The following is an 18,894-nucleotide window of genomic DNA, read 5'->3' on the forward strand; positions in this document are numbered from 1 at the left end:
ATTAATGCGGCCTAGCGGGCGCGTGCCAGACTTTGCCGCTGCGTGTCGCTCAATCGTGCGACTTGCTTCGCGTCGTAGTCCGCGCCCACCCCGATCAGTTGGACCGCACTCGCGGAGTCATAAGTGGCACCGCCCGGATGCACCGACGTCGACGGGGCAAACGCGCCGCCCGACGGCTCTCCACCGAACATGCGCACGGTGAAGATCGAGGGTGTGTTCTGTCGCTGCGCCACGCGCTCACGCGCCATTGCGTCCTGTGCCGCAGACGACGCCTGCGCTGCCGTCGCGCTCGCATTCGTCAGCGCCCCGACATTGACCGCCGCAATCACCGGCAGCCCCGTCGACTTACCCTGCACCTGAACGTTGGCCGCATTCACCACCGCCAGCGCGGCGAAGTTGACGTTGCCCGACACCCGCACCCCGGCCTCGCCTGCATCGATCGTGCCCAGCGGCGCGACCAGATCGACGTCGCCCGGTGGTACTTCCGGCAACGGCGCGAGCGTTGCAATACCCGCGCCGCTCGACGGCACCGACGGCGAGAGCGTCACGTCGCCGTTAGCGTCGTACACCCGCTTGGGCGGCGTGTAGAGCACCGTAGTCTTCGCCCCACGTCCCGCGTTGATGTCGCCCTGCGCCGACCACGCCTGAATGCTGCCGCCGAAGGTCGTCATCACGCGCGAGAGCCCGAGCAGGATGCTGTCACGGCTGTAGAGCTGAATGTCGCCCTCGCCCTGCGTCACGACACCCGCTGTCGCGCCCGGCGTCACCCCTTCCACACCGACGAGCGTGCGGCCCCCCGGGTTCAGCATCTGGATGTTGCCCCCGAAGTTCGTGCGCACGCTGGCGTCGGTCGTGACCGGCACAGGCTTGCCATTGACCGTCGTACTACCGGTCACGCTGCTGAACAGCGTAATCGCGCCGCCGTAGGTCACCGGTTTGCCCTGCGCATCGGTCGTCGGGAACAGCGTAGCGATGGCGTTGCGTCCGCGCAGATAGCTGCCGTAGCGCGAACTGCTTTCGTCGTTGTACTCGCGTCCTGCCAGCAGCAACTCCTTGAAGTAGACCTGACGCACGAACACGCCTTGCTGCGCCGACGGCAGCGCGAGGAAGTACGCCAACGCGTCGGCAGGCTTGCCGTCGTAGCCGAAGCGGGTCTTCAACCAGTTCACCAGTTCGTCGCCATAGGCATGCACGACCTTACCGCTGTCAGCGAGCGCCGCACCGCTCGCAAGCTGATTGGCCGGGTCGAAGTAACGCTGGGCGAAATCTCGATAGTCCGGGCCGTTCGCGCCCACGCCGCCGAGCACCGAGATCCCCGCGCCGCTATTCGTACTCGCTGGATGGGCGACGTCGCCCACGCTCTGCAACTGACCGTAATAGCCCTGATACACGTTGCGTCCGGCCTGCAACTGAAGCAGCCCCGGGCCGACGACGTTCGCCGATTGATAGATGATGTCTCGCCCCGCCGTGATCAGCGAGATGTCGCGGTCCGTCTGATTCAGGAAGGTGCTCGGCAACGTGCCCGTCCCGACGATATCGCGCCCCGCAATCATCTCGACCGGCTTGGCCGCGACGTACCACGTCGAATGCGTCGGCGTGAACTGGCTCGACGGTGTAAAGAGGACGCCTTTCGAATTGCCGACCTGGAGATCGTCGATATCGATACCAGCGTAGATCTGCGCCGGTGTCGCGTCTTGCGCATGCAGATTGCCCGAGGCGGTGTCCTCGCCAAAGGCTATCGGGCTGAGATTGCTGATCCGTGAGGCGGAATTGGCCGGAGCGTTCGTCAATGTCGTCGGATTGAAACCCTGCATCGATGCGAACAGCGGGTGGAACGGCGTAGCCACGCTCGCCATATCGGCCCCCGACATGGCGAGAACGGACTGGCCGCCGTAGATCGATCCGGCAGCCAGCACCTGAAGCTGACCGCTCGGCGAAGGCATCAGCTCAAGCGTCTGCCCCTCACCGAAGCGGACATCGCCGTTGAGGGCTGCGACGCTCAGGCTTCCCGGGTAGAACCCCGTGGTGTTCACCTTGTCGCCAGAGTTCGCGCCGCCGGACAACGGCGCGACGTCGCCACCGGCGGACATCAAGCTGATCCCGGAAGTCGGTGTCCAAAGGGTAAATCTGGTGAAGCCGCTTTTCGAGATCGCTCCCGACGCGTTCGTGTAATAGCCACCCGCCGAGTCAGCGAAGAACCCCGTAGTCGCGTCGCCTGCACCGGCAATGACCAGATCGCCGCGGGCATTCACATTGACCGCGCCGTCGCCCGACACCAACGTCGGGCCCGCCGTGCGACTGGTGCCCTTGATCGCATTCGGATCATAGGCGCGTGGATCGAGCGTGCCGCCGACATAGCCGATGGGCAGCGCAATCGCGCCGATGGCACCGGCATCGAGTGTTGTGTTGCCTCGCAGGGCCGTGAGCGAGCCGAAATAGTCCTTGGCGTAGTTGTTGACGCTCCCGACACTGGCCCCGTTGAGCATGCCACCGACCTTCAAGGTGAGATCGCCACCGCCGGTCTGCACCAGCGTGCCGTCCGCGCGCACCCGGCCGGTCGACGCCACGGCCAGATCGAGCCCCGTCGAAGTCTGTCCCCCGGTTCCCGTCATCACACCGGCGTCGCGCCCGGCAATCACCGTCAGGTTGCCGCCGCCAAGCGTACCGATCCCCTGGAAGCCGATCAGTTGCATGTCGGTGGCATTGGCGTCCGTCCTCGCCAGTGCGCCGAAGTTGACGGACCACGCGGTCGGGTCGGTCGTGGCACCGCCGCCGCCCTGACGGGTCAGCCAGTTCGAGACCAGATTGCTGTCCACGTAACGCAGCGGATTGTTCGCAAGTTGCAGGTTGCCGCTGACGTCTTGCTGCGCATGGACCAGCACGTCGCCGCCGTGCTCCGGATACCACGCCTGCAGCACGTTACCGGTTGCTGCACCTGCGAGGTTGTAGAGGTTGCGCCCGTCGGCGCTCAGGATCGGCGCGGACTGCGTTCCGGCGGTATAGATGCCGTACGGTGTGGCTTCGCTGAAGCTACCACCGGCCAGCAGGTCAAGCGCGCCGGTGCCGGTGCGCAGCACGCTGAAGAACGTACCGGTTTGCGACGCATCGTACGCGCTGTCGCTCAAGGTGAGATTGCCGCTGCCAGCCAATGCCGCCACGCGCTGCAAGCCGCGCTGATCGGCAGCCGACAGGTCCGCGCCCGCGACCAGCCGCAGCGATGCCGAGCGGCTTCCCGCTGCGAGCAGGCTCGCGCGTGCCGACGTTGCCGAGGCCGCTGGTGTGCCTGCATCTGTCTGAAGTTTCAAACTCTGCGCGGCCGATGCTTCGGCCCCCACCGGCACATACAACCGACTCAATTTCGTGCCGTAAGGAATGACCGCGCCGCTGGCATAAGTCGTACCGTTATCTGCCATTGGCCGGAACGGTGCGGGCAAGATACCGCCCGTATTGAGCGTCGGCACCACCCAACCCGCCGGGTCGCTCACTTGCATCACGTTGTTCGGCAGCATTCTCCAAAGGATGGTGCCTTGCCTGGCGAAATGCGCCGTGTCGGTCGAGAACGTCGTTGGCGTCAATGTCGAGAAGGCGGGCGCGCCCGCGACCGTACCGGTGAATCCGTCGGAAATGCTGCCGTCGATTTTGAGATTGCCACCTGCGCGAAGCACCAGCGCCAGAGGTTCACCCGCGCCGTAAGTTGCCGACGACGGATTGCGGTCGGCCCCCGCGCCGTAGCGATATTTGGCGAGATCGATATCGCCGGACGTCGAGAGATCGCCCGTCGATGCGATCTGCACGCCCGGACGCAAGTGATAGACGTTGCCATACGCCGAGAGGCCTGCTGTGCGCGCAGACAGCGCCCCGTTGGCCCCAGCGCTGTTCATGAACGCCGTGTTAGCTGCGTCGTAGCCATCGAGCGTGCTCTGCGTGATCACGCTGCCGGAGGGCAGCGTGTATGTCCAGACACCATTGAGCGCAATGCTGTCCGCCCCGCGAATCGTGAGCGGTCCGGCGGCATCGATGGCCACGTCACCTGCCGTTTCCGCTGTGCGCATGGCGTTGAGGATCACGTCCCCGAAGTGCGTTCCGCCCGGCGCGCTCACGTCGAGCGTAGCCCCCGGCGACAGCGTCAGCGTGCCGCCCGCAGCGGTCAACTCGATGTGTCCACGATTCTTCGCCTCGATGGGCGCGCCATAGCTATCGACTTGCAGCTTGGTGCCGTGCGCGTCGAGTACCGCGTTGCTGCCGAGCGTCAGCCCGTTGCTCGCCGAGAGACGGATGGTGCCCGGCGCAGCCCCCGATGCATCGATGATGCCGTTGACGGTGAGCGCGCCAGCGTCGGCGGCAATGTTCACGTTGCGTGCCTTCACCCCGTTGCCAACCAGCAGATCGCCCTGCTTCTGATCGAAGCTGCGCGTGTCGAAGAATCCGCCTTGCGTCAGCTTCGCATTCAGCCCGGCGAAGTCCGCAAACGTGCGCGCCGACGCGCCGAACGCGCCGCTCGTGTAGCCGTCGTTCGCCGCACCGCGCACGCTGCCGTCCAACGCGACGACCCCGTTTGCCGCATCGATTGAGACGTTGCCCGCACCGGCGCTTTTCGCCGACACATCGAGCAGCGAGCCCGCCAGTTGCCGGAAGTTGCCCTGCGCGCTGTCGAAGACGACGGTGCCACCGAAGCCGTCGACCGTGGCGTTCTGAATGGTCGTCGACTGACCGCTCAGATCGATCCGGCTCGCGCTGTCGAGCACGATGTCGTTCGCGGCCTTGACCACGAACTTGCCGCTGGGCAGCAGCACAGTGCTGCCGAGGCTCACATTACCGCCGGTCAGGTCGATCTCCGCACCGGCGACGGTCGTCATAGTGTTGCTCGGTGTCACGCCTGCGGGCGCGACCAGACGCAACGTCCCGCCCGCCGTGTAGTTCATGATGGACTTCGCCGCGCCGGTCAGCAGTGGCGTGGTGAGCGTCAGGTTGCCGCCGGTGCCGCTTTGTCCGAACACATCGCCCGCTTGTGTGCTCGGTGCCTGATACACGTACAGCGAGCCGCGTCCTGCCGACACGATCCGGTCGCTCGCGGCGAGGTTGACGTCGTTGAAGCCGTAGATCGTGCGACTCGGGTTGGTCGTGTCGAGCGTCGTGGTTTGACCGAGGTCAATCTCACGGGCGACGAGTCGAAGCGAGCCGAGGCCGGTTCCGGCACCGCCGGTCGTCACCACCGGTACGCTCGCGCCCTGCACGCCGTTCCAGATAATCCGGTCGGCCGCAATGACCGACTGATCGGCCGACGCGCCCGCGCCGTAGATCGCAGACGAATTCAGCACAAGATCGACACCGGTGCCGCGTGTGTCGAGTCCGTTGCTGCCGAACAGATTGATGGCGTTTGCCGTGCTCAGCGTGAGACGTTGCAGTGCGGGTGCGCCGTGTGTCGCATCGCCTTGCAGCAACGTGTTGAGCAGCGACTGATTGAACATCACGCCTGCCGGATTACCAACGGCCGCGAGCTGCGCAGCATCGCCGACATTCAGCGTGCCGACCGCCAGCGCGATGTAGCGGGCGCCGAAATGGGCGCTGCTGTCGATGCTCGACGCACCGTTGGTGGCAAACGCCAGCGTACCCTCGGAATAGAGTCCCGAGCGGGCGCCGATATTGATCGACCCGTTGCTGCTCGCCGACCCGAGGAACTGGACATCGCCGTTGGAGAGCGCCAGCACGGTCGATCCGCCCGGTGAGAACTTCATGCCCGTCGACGCGGTGTCGATCACGGCCGGGCCCCGCCCAACGGTGGACAGCGTTACATCGTTGCCGATGTTCAGATTGTTGCCGACGAGATAGATTTCCCCGGCACTCAGCGTGACGCCGTCGCGAACATACAGATCCCCGGCACGCGGACTGATGTTGAAGTAGAGCGTCCCATTGAGCGGCCCCGACGTCCCGTTGATGCTCAATCGCGGCGCACCGATGGCATTCAGGTCGCTTGCGTTCACCGACAAGCCGTTGAAGCCGGGCGTCGGCTCCCCGTTCGTGATTTCGCCGATGTTGAGCACGGCAACCTGGCCCGCCACACCACCCGTCGCAGGTTGCAACAACGCGCTGCCGTCGAATTTCAGCACGGTCGTCGTGGGCATCGGGTCCGGGGCGTAGGGCACGTCGAACGTGATCTGAAGACCCTTGCCGTCGCGCGGCAACATCGGCATCAGGCCACCGAACTGCTGAACCTGATTCGTGAAGAACGTGCTGTAGTCCTGCTCGTTGTATTGCGAATACTTGCGCACGGCGGTGCCGGGCGTCACGAGCAACGTCGACGGCAACTGGCTGCGCGATGACGTATTCGCGATGCTCGTGTAACCGGCCGTCAGATACGTGCCGTTGCCTGTGGCTGTCGTGGTTGCCGGGAGTGTCTGCCCTGTGCCGCCGATCTCGACGCGATAGGCACCGGGCAGCAGCGCATAGTTCGACGGCAGCAGCGTGTAGGTACCGGCAGGCAGCCCCGGCACGCCGTCGCCGATGGTGATGCGCTGCCCCAACACCGGGTCGCCCGCGCCATTCTCCGCCGCGACTGGCGCATACGGCGAGTTGTAACCGGGCACGATGGCGTAGACCTTGTCGGTCGCCTGGCTCAGCTTCATCGTCGGGTTTGCATTGACGAGCGGGGTGTTCAGCACATTGACGGAACCGCCACGTCCCGACACGAAGCCTGCGCCTGCAAGCGTGCCGCCGCCCGACAGGTCAAGCACAGCGCCATTGTCGACGCGCATCGTCAGGCCTTCCAGCGTAATGCCGGAGCCAGCGGCATATCCGATCCCGTTACCCGTGAGCGCCGTGACAGGGGTGCCGTTGTAGGTGTAAGTCACGCCATCGACGGTGCCACCGTAAGGCACCGTCACACCATTCATCGATACGGACGTCACGCTGCCGGGCAGAAACTCGATGTCGTTCACCGTAACATTGCCGATCGAAGCGGTCGGTGGTCCGATCAGGATTCGGCCGAACGGGGCACGCACCACGCCGCCCTGACGGATATTCGGTGCGGCCAGAAACAGCGTGCCCTGCACGGACAGCGGCGTGTCGGGCAGCGCCGCCGTGGTGCGGCCTAGCGTGAGCGTCCCGGCATAGTTGGTGACGCTTTGCTGACCGGCGACGATGTTCGCCACCGCGCCCGTCGTCGGGTAAATCTGTGCGCCATCGAGTTCCATGTCCCACGCACTGAGAAGCGTGGTGCCCCGTTGGAGCGACGGCGCCGCCAGGAACCGAATGTCGCCCTGGCTGACGAGCTTGGCCATGCGAAAGCCGGGCGACGAAATGTCGACCCACACGTAGTTCACCGAGTCGTAATAGGCGCGGCTCGCCCCGAACACCGTCGGGCCTTTCACGTCGATGAGATTGGCGTCGATCTCGAACGTGGCCGACGTCGGCCGCGCCGAGGCGCCAGGATTGGCGATGGTGCCGCTCGCCATGCCGTCCGGGACCGTGAGCGGGGTCGCGCTAAACAGCACGTAAGGCGCCGCGATACGCACCGTGTTGCTGGGGGCGCTCGCCTTCGGATCGCTGTTCGGGATCAACGGCAGTCCCGACGTATATGCCCCGGCACTGAGCCTGACGCTCTTGTCGAGCGCGAGCGACACGTCGCCCTTGAACTGCATGAAGTCGGTTGACGTGAGCGAGAGCGAACTGAAGCCGCCCTCGCGGACCATGTCGGCGCTCACGGTTGCCACCCCGAGCGGCAGCGCGGCCACCGGTGCGCCCGGCCCCGAAAGGTCAGGGGCCGCCGCCCGCGACTGCGTGACGAAGAGCGTGCTTGGGACAAGCACGCTGGTCGGCGCCCCCACCGTCAGCGTGGGGTACTGCGGCGTAATCATCGATACGGACAAGTCGCCGCCCGACGCCCCGGCACCGCCCGAAAACGCATGCAGATTGCCGTCGAGTTGCAGGCCAGCGCCCGAAATCAGCGCGATGGCACCGCCGCTCGATACACGCGTCATGCGACCACTGGCGTTTGTGGACTGACCCGGCACCGTCGCGGCATCGACGCTCAGGTTCGCGCCGTCGGCGTTCAGCTCTGCGCCCGGACGAATCACGACGAACGATGTCGCTCCGTTCACGTTGATCGACCCGCCGTCGAAGATCGTGCCGTAGGTGCGACCGTTGGCGTCCACCGCCGAATAGCCCAGCCCGGAGACATCGAGTTTCGCGTTCGCGCCAAGCCAGAGCGATGTGCCGAATAGCGTCCCGTCAGCAGCGAAATTGACCAGTGTCGGGGCGCTGCCATCGGCATCGCCGATCAGATTGATCTTGCCAGCGCGGGCACTCAGCGTGCCGTCGACCGTCATCTGTCCCGCCCCTTCGAGCGTGATGCTCTGACCCGGATCAACCGTAATCGATGCGCCCGTCGCAACCACAACGGGGCCGCCCGTCGAATTGCCCTGATCGTTTTTGCGCTGCGAGCGCAGCGCGATACTGGCGCCCACACGCTGCGAGATCGTATCGGTCAGGGGATTGTCGGCAAACAGGGGTGGCGTCCACAGCGCCATGGCTTGAGACGGGGCGCTGCCGGTCGCCGCTTTCAGGCTGTCCGCCGTGAAGCGATAGACAGGTATCACCGGCGCAAGCGCCACGCCGTTGTCCACACGTACGCCCTGCCCACCGTTGATGTCGTATGACGCGAAGCCCGAAGCGAACAGGGAACCGCCACTTCCCGAGTTACCGGCATTGAACATCGGCACACTCGCGACAGCGACCGTCTGCGCAAGCTTCGTGCCTGCGGGAATAATTGCGCCAACGGGATACGTTATCGGTGTCGTGAGGACGCTACCCGCCGCATAGACGAATTGGTAAGGCAGTACAGGAATCCCGTTGGGGAAGACGGCCGACGGGATAATCGTTCCTTTCGGAAGCACGCCGTAGCCACTCCAGCCGGTGATGAAGGTCCCCTTGGGTATCGTGTCGCCCGGGGCGTAATAGTTCGTCCCCCCGTTTTGCTGCGACTGAAAGAGGATGCCCTGTGGCACGACCCAGTCGGCCTGCGTGGCATCGGTGGGCGGGGTGTTCATATAAATGTCAGCCTGCAACGGCGCATCGAGGACGAGGGTGGTGTGTTTCTCGATGTACTGCATCGGCAGCGGCGTGCCCGCGCCGACGGTAAGCGTCTGCGCGAGCTTCACGGCGACCGCTGCGGGTGTTCCGGCGGCGAGCGTCCCCCCGGCAATACCTGCGTTGTTGCCGATGAGAATACTGTCCGGTGTCGAGATCGTGAGCTTGCCGCCGCCGTTCGCGCCGTAAGCCTGCACGTTGCCATCGAAGACCAGCGTGCCGACGCTCGATCCTGAAATCGGATCACCGGCGATCAGCGTGACATTGCCGCCCGTACCGCCTCTCGTCTTGCCTCCTGCGAGCACCGCGCCGCCGGAGGACACATCGATCAGGCTACCGTTGGCAATCGTGAGGTCACCTGTCGTGTCGAAGGTGACGTTACCGCCATTGATGAACGCCGCGAGCGGGGTAGTGTTCGGGTCCTGCGCGGCATTCACCCAGACGCCGCGCGTACTGACAGTGAATCCGGGGGCCAGCGTGATGTGCGCGTTGCCCTTTGCAGGTGCAATCGCCGTGGCGAACGCATCGCCCGCGCGCCACAGCATGTTGGAAACGCTGACGATACCGCCCGGCACCGTGATGTTGCCCTTCAGATCGATGACGGGTGCTATCAGCGTCAAACGGCCGCCGTTGTCCAGTTGAAGATCCGAATTGACGGCGATGCTGCCACTTGTTGCGAGGTCGATTTCGCCGAATCGCGTCTGCGTCATGCGTGACGCGTCGAGCCACACCGTATTGCCCCGCGACGTATCGAGCGCGTCGGCCACCTGCATCGCGGACGTGATGTCGGGCACCGCACCGATCTGCACATCGCTGGCGAACACGCCAGTGCGTCCCACGCCCGTGTACTGGCCGAGCATGAGCGAACCGGCGCGCGCCACGGCGAACTGGCTCAACGCATAGCCGTCGGTCAGACCGACGGTGCGTATCTGCGTCTGCACCGGACCGGTATAGACGTTGGCGATCACGTCGCCTTCGAGCACCGCCGTCGGCGCAGCAATGTTCAGACGACCAGCGTCGCGACCGACGGAGTAGCCGTTTTGCAGCACCTTCGTCGGCGCGATCAACGGGCTGGCGTACGCTTCCGTCGCGCTCTTGCCCCAGCGTGGGTGATCGACTTCGAAGCCGTTGTACACGCCCGTGTACAGCACGTTCGACGGTGCCGTGTTGACGTTGTAGAGCTGACCGTCGACACCCTTGAGCCAAGACTGATTCAGGTAGCCGGTCTGCACATTCAGTGAACCGCCGGAGAGGTTGATCGTCGCGCCCGTTTGCGTCACGACCTCCTTGCCGCCCAACGTGACGGTGCCGCCCTGCGCGGCCCACTCTCCGATGCCGTGCCCCTGATTCGAGAGATACCCGCCGACTTCGAGCAAGCCGCCCGGTGTGTACCAGCGCTCGTTGGCATAGCCGCCGACAGCCGCAGGCACATACACCAGACGTCGACGGTCGATGTAGACGTTCGCATTGTTCAGCGCCAGGTTGTCGCGGTTGCCGGGCGCGTCGCGTTGCTCATTGCCCTGCACGTTGACCTTGACGTTGTTGCTATCCATCGACAGCGACACGCCCACCGCGCCCGACACATCGAGTTGCGCGCGGCTCGCGACGAAACTGCGGCGCGCGGCGCTCACAGCGATCTGACCGCCGGTGGCGAGCGTCAGAGAGTCGCCCTGAAACTCGACGTTCCCACCGGTCACGATTTCCACGCGCGACTGATCGCGACGATCCGTGAGCGCAGACAGGTTGTCGAAAATGCCGGTAGCACTTTTGTTGCGGAGCGCGTCCTGTACGGCGGAGTCCTGAATCATCGCCGCGCGCTGGCTATCGAGCGCCGTCGCGCCGTTGTCGCTGAGCAGGACCGACGTGAGTGCGCCGCTGCCGAGCGTGACACTACCCAACGTGTCGCTCGCCGAATTCAGCAGGTGGATCGTGCCGCGCGTGTTGACGGAGGTTGTCGACACCGCCACACCGAGCTGGCGGACATCGCGTCCCGCCATCGTGATGTCGCCCTCCGGTGTCATCAGCAAGCCGGTGTTGACGACCTTGCCCGCCGTACTTTGTGCGACGAACTGCGGCGACACTTCGTTACCGCGCGTAGTCGACGGAAGATTCGCGTCGGTCCCGTAGCCCTTGCGAATCACGAAGCTGTCGCCAGCCGACATCGCCACCTGACCTTGCGGCGCGACGATGGTGCCTGCATTGCTGACCTGTTTGCCGAGCATCAGCACATAGCCGCCACCTTGCGTGACCGACGTCGGCGTGCGGGTCGCGATGTTCGCCCCGGCCTGCACTTCGACGTTCCCGAGCGCGTCCGTAAAGCTCGGTGTCGTACCGCTCGCGCCGTAGAGTCCGCCCGTGCGGAATTGCGCGTCGGACATCTTCGCTGCCGCGACGACGAGGTTGCGCGTGTCGACCTGACTCGTGCCACCGAAAATAACGCCGTTGCGGTTCAGGATCATCACGGTGCCATCGCCGTGAATCGCCCCCTGAATCTGACTCGGACGCGCGCTCGGATCGTTCACACGGTTGAGCACCGCCCAGTCGCTTTGTTGTGCAAAGTTGACGGACGTGTTGCGTCCGACGTTGTAGGTCTCCCAGTTCAGGATCGCCTTGTCGGCCGTCTGCTGGATATTGACGTTGGTCTTGCCGTTCGACGTCGACTGCGTCGGCGCGTTGGCGTTGATCCAGCCCTGCGTCAGGCTGTTCGTATCGACTTTGAGACCGCCTTCGGTGAGACCGTCGGGGATCGTGGCGGGCGTGTTGGCTGCAGCCGTGCGCGCATTGGCCTGCGCTGCCTGCATGGCGGCAATGTTTTGTGCGGCGGAGCCGAGATTTGCAATGGAGCGCTGCAATTGCGCGTTCGCCTGTTGCTGCTGTGCTGACGGATCCATCAGCGACGTGACCGGCATGCCGTTCGGCAGACGGCCCGTTTGCGACGCCGTGGCCTGCGCTGCGCCTCGCGCGGCAAACCACTGGCTGCTGAACGCTTGCTGCGCGTGGACTTCACCGACCGCACCCATCGTCGCCAGCGTCAATGCAATTGCCTGTGCGATAGGCACCTTGCGAAGCACCACCCTGTTGTCGCGTTGTGATCCCTGCTTGACGCTGCGCTCGCCAATGCCCATTTCCATGCCTGCCCGTAAGTGAGGTCGTATCGCCCGGACGGCGTTCTGTGCGCGAATCCGGGTTCGTCGTGCGCTCACCTCCTGAGACCTCGATGGGCATCAAGTCGGCATGCGCGATGCCCTATGACGGAAGAGACATCGCAAATACCGCAGTATTTTTTTGTCAGGTCAGGATGAGGACCTTCCCGGGCAACGACTGGGCGTTCAGACCAAAGGCATGTTCGAGTTGTTCGAGCGCAAGATCGAGCGACGCGATGGCAAAGCGTCCATTGACAGGGCGGTGGCGCGCCTGATCGTTCATCAGCACGACCTTGCCCGGCCGGTAACGGTTGATCTCCGTAATCACATCGGCCAGACGTGTCTGGTTGAAGACCAGTTCGCCGTTGCGCCACGCGCTCACCTGCGCCGGTTCGACGTTCGTGACGACGCTGAGCATGCTGGCGTTGTAAGCCGTCTGCTGGCGGGCAAGCAGTGTGTGGCGTCCCGCCGGATGCTCAACAGTCACCGTTCCTTCGAGGCAAGTGACGCGCACCCGGTCATCCAGATTGCAGACTTCGAAGCGGCCAGTCTGCGCGGCGCTGCGCCCTACACCAGCCACCACGACGAACGGCCGGGGCGAAGTCGAGAGATCGATCGCCGCCTCGCCCGAGATGAGATCGAAGCCGACCGTCTGCCCGCCGACCGTCTGTCGGCGAATGCTGGTGCGCGTGTTGAGTGTGACGCGGGCGTTCTGTGCGAGCGACAGCGTGCGCTGCTCGCCGATGCCGGTGCGCTCGTCCGCGCCCCATGTGGCCAGCGAGGGCCACAACCCAAGCGGCGGGTACACACTCGCCACCCCGGCCACGGCGGCCAGACTCACGGCCGAGCCGAGCCAGTAGCGACGGCGAGGGTTGAAGGCGCTGGCGGTGCGCACCTTGGACGGCGTGGCTTGAGGTTTCTGCGGGGGCAGCATGACGCCTTCCGGCAGTTGCATGCCTTCCCAGCGGCGTCGCACTTCGTTGAATGTGGTGCGATGCGCCGGATTCAGACTGATCCAGCGCTTGAACCCTTTGACGTCCCACGCCTTCGGCTCGCCAGACGTCAGCAACTGAAGCCAGATCAGGGCTTCTCGCTCGACTTCGCTGGACGTGGTGGGGTGGCCGGTCATGGCATCGATTTGGCTCATATCCTTAGACGAACGGCGTCGCTCAAAACCGCTCATCGTTTTCCCGAGCGCTCATATAGGCATTCAAATAATCGTTGGCCCGCTGCAGATCGGACTCCACGGTGCGCAGCGAGACGCCCAGCGCCTGCGCTGCTTCACGTTGCGTCATCCCGTTCCAGCGGACCATCACCACGATCTGGCGACGACGCTCCGGCATGCGGTTAAGCACGTCCATCAGAGAGGCCAGATCGGCGCGTGACTCCGTCACCTGAAGCGGGCCGGGCGACGCGTCGGCGATCTCGTCGAGCAATTCGTCGATTTCGGTGCCGGAGACTGTACGGCCATGTTTACGGCGTGCGTCGACGGCGAGGTTGACGGCCATCCGCACGAGATAGGACGCCGGACTCTGGATCGCGCCGGACGCCTCGTCTTCTTGCTTCTTCAGGCGCAGCCATGTGTCGTGAAGTGCATCGTCGGCCAGTTCGTCATCCCCCAGCACCTTGCGCAAGCGCAGCTTGAGGTTGTGATAGCGAGTGGTCAGGTAGTCTAGCAGCAGCGGGGGCGCGTTCTCGGCCATAGCTAGTTTGCTCGCATCCCCGAAGGACATTGCGCGCGGACATTCGGCCCCTGAGGCAGCACAGCCATGGTAAGTATTCTCCCTGCGAGAGGCCTGGATGGCGGTGCCATCCGGAGTTGCCCAAGGACCGACACGATCGCTGCATCGCGACTGGGGTTGCCCGTCGCATCGAGCAGCCGGACATCGCGCACATATCCCTCGGCGTCCAACCGAAACCGGAACAGGGCGCTGTAGTTGCCGGGCGTCGTGTTCGGGTCTGCACAAAGTGCCGACAGAATCCCGGCCTGCACTTGTGCCTGAAAACCTTGCGGATTCGTTAGCAACGAAGGGGAGCCTTGCGGCGAACCGTCGTCGACAGCCGGAATCTCGCTCAATACGAAAGTCTCGCCGGCGGGCGTACGAAGCTTGCGCGCCGACACGCCCGAGCCTTGCAGCAACATGTGCAGCGCGGCTTCCGGGGTCAACCAGCCATGGACTGCGGACGCCATGCGCCCGGCAGCCAGATCGCCTGGATAGACGACCGGTCGATGGGTCAGACCGGCGTATCGATCCAGCGCCTCGGCGAGCGGCTGCGCCGGAATCTCGAAATGCATGGGAGAACTGCCGGTGTCCCCGGGGCCCGCCGTGCGCTCAGTCGATCCGGTATCTGCCGGTATCGACGGCGCGCCGCTGCCCGCATGCAAGGATGCGCAGATCACGCACAGGAAAATGCCGAGGGAAAGCCACTGCCAACGCATGTCGATGGGTTTCGTGCGCTGAAGCATTCCCCATTTCCTCGATGCGTTGCGCCAGATGTCCGCTTGTTGCTGCCGCACCGGACATCAAGACGGCACGCCCTGACCTCGCCCGGTCCGGGCAATGTCAGGTGCTCGCATATTCGCATCGGATCATGAATTTTTTTTGACATTCGCGATTCGGGCGGCGCGAATGGCCCCACGCTCAGGTCCTCGGCTCCTGTTGTCTGACTTCTGACGAGTACGGGGCTTGTGTGACACCGCGGTCATCGATATCAAAGGTCATCAAGTCCTCTCCGATGACGAAATTTTCGCGATAAACGGCCTGAATGCGCTCACGCAACTCATCCACGGTGGCACGCGGGATGTCCGGAAGGCTGTAAAGCGAGATGTGGGCAAACACCGCCAGCTTAGGTTTGGCTTCCGAAAGAATGCGCCCCGCACTCTCCGGACTGGCGAGATATCCGTAAAAGTGATTGACGTAGTCCGGTGCGGCCCGTTCGAGCGCGCGACTGCCGATTGCGACGCTCTGAACCATGAGGTCGGCATGCTTCGAATGTGCGACGAGGTTTTCGGAGTAAGTCGTGTCATCGGTAATGACCACGGCGTGTCCGCCGTATTCGATGCGGTAACCGAAATCCGGCTTCACATGGCCGTGTTCGATCAGGAAGGCCGAGACCTTCACACCATCCCTCTCATAAACGATCCCGGGCTCGACTCGCTTTGCGTCGATATGCGTCGCTGGCTCGACCACTTCCCCTTCCAGCATTCGCATCCGGTTCTGGTCCTTGAACATCAGCTCGATGCCGCGCGCGACGTTTTCGATGCTATCCGGACCAAACAAGGTCATCGGCGTTTTGAGACGTCCGTCATCGGTCGGAAGCGGCGCGGTCGCATAAAGGTCCGGCAGCCCGGTGATATGGTCTGAGTTCAACAGACTGATAAAGACGGCGGATATGTCACGCAATGGAACCTGCCGCTGGTGCAGGCGCATCGCGACGCCCCGGCCAGCATCGAACAGCAGCTTTTGTTTGCCCGCATCCACAAGCACGCTGATGCCGAAACGGTTGATGTTCAGTATCGGTGTGCCAGTGCCGAGAAGCGTGACGCGCATCGTCTCCGCACTCGCCGGGGCACTGCCTACTGCGCTCAGAAGCGCCAAAATCACACCACACTTTCGTAGCATCTTCTGCATACGGGGTCTCCGGTTGTTTTGATTTATCGAACGATTTGCGCATGTAGAATTGCACGACCCTCCCGCACGTCAGTAATGCTTTCTTTTTGGGGACTGATAACTTCGCGATATCAGGGTATTCCATGCCACCAGTCATAGAACGACATCTCCTCGCCCGCCTGAGGGCACGGCATCTGGCATTGCTTGTCGCTCTGGCGGATACGCTCAGCATTCACCGCGCGGCCACGCGTCTTCACATGACGCAGCCCGCTGCGAGCAAATCACTTCGCGAGTTGGAGACACTGTTCGGCACACGTTTGTTTGATCGCCATCCACGAGGACTCAGGCCCACCGCTGCGACCCAGATCGTTATCGACCGTGCACGGATCATGTTGACCGAGATGCAAAAGCTCGGCAGCGATCTTGAATTGATCGCCAACGGTGCCCTCGGAAAGGTTCGCGTCGGCATCATGCCGGTCGCTATTCCCGATCTTCTGAGCAAAGTGTTGACGCACTTATCGAAGGATTCGCCCGGCGTAGTGGCAGAGTTTCATGAAGGGTCTATCGACTGGATGCTCGGCGGACTGGCTCAGGGCAAGCTCGACTGCGTCGTCTGTCGACTGGGCGAAGGGACTGCGGCAGCCCATTTTTCCCGGGAAGCGCTGTTCGAGGAGAGCGTTTGTATCGTCGCTCGCCATCATCATCCTCTGGCCCGACGAAAGAAGATCACTCCGGCCATGCTCGCATCCGCCGACTGGATATTCCCGGGCGGCGATGCACCGCTACGCGCGTCGATTCGGCAATTTTTCGCCGACCATCTGACGACAGTCCCCATACCCAAGGTGGAATGTGTCTCGGTGCTTGCGAACCTGCAAATGCTGCAAGACACCGATTGGCTCGCCTTTCTTCCCCGGCCGATTGCCGTCCAGTATCAGCGGCTCGGCGTCATCGCCATCCTGAACGCACAGGGCGAATGGCCCATGCCGGCTGTGGGTCTTGTGACGCGCGCGGAGACAAATCAGACGCCGGCGCTGGACGCGTTTGTGAGCGCTGTGCGGCACGTGGGGGCCAACGTTGCCAGAACACGCGCAATGGTCGACTCGACAAGCCATGACCGTACTGGGAATAAGCGACAGGCCGGACTTCGGCCAGGTTGAAACGCGTCAAATTGGCTGGCCTGCCCAGAGGGATTCGAACCCCCGACCGTCGGCTTAGAAGGCCGATGCTCTATCCAACTGAGCTATGGGCAGTGCGTGATGGCGGCGATCGAGTATCGCTGCCGGAGAGACTCGGGGGGCTGAGTACACGTGAAACGTGCGCCACATCCGAGTAATCGGCGATTATAGCGCACGTACAAGCCAGTTTCATGCGCGGCGCTTCGGGAGTTGTCCCCTTTGCGTGCCATCTCGTTCGCATCTAGACTTCAGGTGTGGAGGAACGTGCTCATGAACGAGATCGAACGCGAACAACGCTTTGGTGCGCACAACTACTCACCCCTGCCCGTCGTGCTCTCGCATGCAAAGGGCGTCTGGGTCTGGGACGTCGAGGGCAATCGCTATCTCGACATGATGAGCGCCTATTCCGCCGTCAGTCACGGGCACGCGCATCCGCGTCTCGTCGCCGCGCTCACTGCGCAGGCGCAACGCCTCGCCGTCGTCTCCCGCGCCTTCTACACCGACCGTCTCGGCGCTTTTCTCGAACGCCTCTGCGATCTCACCACGCTCGGCGGTGCCCTGCCCATGAACACCGGCGCGGAAGCCGTCGAAACCGCCATCAAGGCAGCGCGCCGCTGGGGTTACAGCGTCAAACGGATTCCCGCCGAGTGCGCCGAAATCATCGTCGCCGACGGCAATTTCCACGGACGCACCACCACCATCGTCGGCTTCTCCTCGGAACCCGCCTATCGCGCCGACTTCGGGCCGTTCACGCCCGGGTTCATCCGCGTGCCGTATGGCGACATCGACGCCGTGCGCGCCGCCATCACCCCCAACACCTGCGCCGTCCTATTCGAAACCATTCAGGGCGAAGGCGGTATCGTCGTGCCACCGGACGGCTTTCTTCGAGGGCTGCGTCAACTGTGTACCGAGCAGAATGTCCTCATGCTGCTCGACGAAATTCAATCGGGTCTAGGGCGCAGCGGCCGCTGGTTTGCCTATCAGCACGAAGGCATCGTGCCGGACGGCATCATGCTCGGCAAAGCCCTCGGCGGCGGCTTGCTGCCCGTGTCCGCCTTCGTCGCGCGACGCGACGTTATCGACCTGTTTGAGCCGGGCAGCCACGGTTCGACGTTCGGTGGCAACGCGCTGGCAGCCACCGTCGCACTCGAAGCGCTCGACGTCATGGCCGACGAAGACCTGCCGGGCAGAAGTGCTGAGATGGGCGAATATCTGCTATCGCGCTTGCACGCGATTCATTCGCCGCTGATTCGGGAGGTGCGCGGACGCGGTCTGTGGGCAGGCATCGAAATCGATCCGGCTCGGGCCGATGCTCACGATCTGTCGATGGGGATGCTACGACGGCGTGTGCTCGCCAAGGAGACGCGCTCGACGGTGCTGCGTCTCGCACCGCCGCTCGTCATCGAACGCGCAGAAATCGACAGTTGTATCGCCGCGCTCAAGGCGGTGCTTGCCGAAGCCGAAGGTCATCGCTGATCTCACTGCTCAGCGTCTCGACAATCGCAACCGTCTCAATGCGCCGACGACTTCGACCAGAGATTCATCACAAGTACCCCGGCGATGATGAGCGCCATGCCGAGCAATGCCGGTGCGTCGAGCTTCTGTCCGAAGAGCACGCGTGACGCAATCGAGATCAGCACGATGCCCAGCCCCGACCACATCGCATAGGCGATGCCCACCGGAATCGTGCGCAGCGTGAGCGACAGCATGTAGAACGCGATGCCGTATCCGACGACGACCAGCGCTACGGGACCGACGCGCGAGAATCCATCGGATGCCTTCAACGCCGACGTCGCGATCACTTCCGCCACGATTGCCACCAACAGGTACACATACGCCATCGACACTCCTTTCGCTTTCGCGCTGCCCGGTTCAAGGCCG

8 protein-coding genes and 1 tRNA gene are annotated in these 18,894 nt (G+C 63.8%); 2 read left to right on the plus strand and 7 right to left on the minus strand.

The window, feature by feature from the left end:
- Positions 1-11 precede the first annotated feature (11 nt).
- The 5 genes from ACIQWO_RS23205 to ACIQWO_RS23225 all read right to left on the minus strand — a co-directional run bounded on the left by ACIQWO_RS23205 (position 12) and on the right by ACIQWO_RS23225 (position 15,859).
- Positions 12-12,215, minus strand: a complete 12,204-nt coding sequence (locus ACIQWO_RS23205) for a filamentous haemagglutinin family protein (protein WP_402829306.1) — start codon at positions 12,213-12,215, stop codon at positions 12-14.
- Positions 12,216-12,372: 157 nt separating this feature from the next.
- Positions 12,373-13,374, minus strand: a complete 1,002-nt coding sequence (locus ACIQWO_RS23210; protein WP_402829308.1) for a FecR family protein — start codon at positions 13,372-13,374, stop codon at positions 12,373-12,375.
- Positions 13,375-13,396: 22 nt separating this feature from the next.
- The gene (locus ACIQWO_RS23215) at positions 13,397-13,930 is read right to left on the minus strand and encodes an RNA polymerase sigma factor (RefSeq protein WP_402829310.1); all 534 of its coding nucleotides are present in this window, start codon (positions 13,928-13,930) and stop codon (positions 13,397-13,399) included.
- A 2-nt stretch (positions 13,931-13,932) separates the two neighbouring features.
- Complete coding sequence (locus tag ACIQWO_RS23220; protein WP_402829312.1) at positions 13,933-14,694, minus strand: hypothetical protein; 762 nt, start codon at positions 14,692-14,694, stop codon at positions 13,933-13,935.
- Positions 14,695-14,869: 175 nt separating this feature from the next.
- Positions 14,870-15,859 (minus strand): MBL fold metallo-hydrolase, encoded by a 990-nt coding sequence (locus ACIQWO_RS23225; RefSeq protein ID WP_402829314.1) that lies wholly within the window; start codon positions 15,857-15,859, stop codon positions 14,870-14,872.
- Between the two features lie 122 nt (positions 15,860-15,981).
- Here ACIQWO_RS23225 and ACIQWO_RS23230 point away from each other — a divergent pair, with 122 nt between their 5' ends.
- Positions 15,982-16,995, plus strand: coding sequence for a LysR family transcriptional regulator (locus ACIQWO_RS23230; RefSeq protein WP_402829316.1), 1,014 nt, complete (start codon positions 15,982-15,984; stop codon positions 16,993-16,995).
- Between the two features lie 16 nt (positions 16,996-17,011).
- Here the strand turns inward: ACIQWO_RS23230 and ACIQWO_RS23235 are convergent.
- A tRNA-Arg gene (locus tag ACIQWO_RS23235) sits at positions 17,012-17,088 on the minus strand.
- Positions 17,089-17,283: 195 nt separating this feature from the next.
- Between ACIQWO_RS23235 and rocD the strand changes: the two genes are divergently transcribed.
- A complete protein-coding gene (gene rocD / locus ACIQWO_RS23240; protein ID WP_402829318.1) occupies positions 17,284-18,489 on the plus strand; it encodes an ornithine--oxo-acid transaminase in 1,206 nt (401 codons plus the stop codon).
- Between the two features lie 35 nt (positions 18,490-18,524).
- On the opposite strand, the gene ACIQWO_RS23245 is transcribed toward rocD, so the two are convergent.
- Complete coding sequence (locus tag ACIQWO_RS23245; protein WP_046293992.1) at positions 18,525-18,854, minus strand: multidrug efflux SMR transporter; 330 nt, start codon at positions 18,852-18,854, stop codon at positions 18,525-18,527.
- Between the last annotated feature and the right edge of the window lie 40 nt (positions 18,855-18,894).

It is taken from the genome of Pandoraea sp. NPDC090278, assembly GCF_044772185.1.
In the GTDB taxonomy this organism is placed as follows: domain Bacteria; phylum Pseudomonadota; class Gammaproteobacteria; order Burkholderiales; family Burkholderiaceae; genus Pandoraea.

Bases quoted from the DNA above. Each gene is read 5' to 3' on its own strand.
- ACIQWO_RS23205 (WP_402829306.1), bottom strand. From the start codon at position 12,215: ATGGAAATGGGCATTGGCGAGCGCAGCGTCAAGCAGGGATCACAACGC.
- ACIQWO_RS23210 (WP_402829308.1), bottom strand. From the start codon at position 13,374: ATGAGCCAAATCGATGCCATGACCGGCCACCCCACCACGTCCAGCGAA.
- ACIQWO_RS23215 (WP_402829310.1), bottom strand. From the start codon at position 13,930: ATGGCCGAGAACGCGCCCCCGCTGCTGCTAGACTACCTGACCACTCGC.
- ACIQWO_RS23220 (WP_402829312.1), bottom strand. From the start codon at position 14,694: ATGCTTCAGCGCACGAAACCCATCGACATGCGTTGGCAGTGGCTTTCC.
- ACIQWO_RS23225 (WP_402829314.1), bottom strand. From the start codon at position 15,859: ATGCAGAAGATGCTACGAAAGTGTGGTGTGATTTTGGCGCTTCTGAGC.
- ACIQWO_RS23230 (WP_402829316.1), top strand. From the start codon at position 15,982: ATGCCACCAGTCATAGAACGACATCTCCTCGCCCGCCTGAGGGCACGG.
- rocD (WP_402829318.1), top strand. From the start codon at position 17,284: ATGAACGAGATCGAACGCGAACAACGCTTTGGTGCGCACAACTACTCA.
- ACIQWO_RS23245 (WP_046293992.1), bottom strand. From the start codon at position 18,854: ATGGCGTATGTGTACCTGTTGGTGGCAATCGTGGCGGAAGTGATCGCG.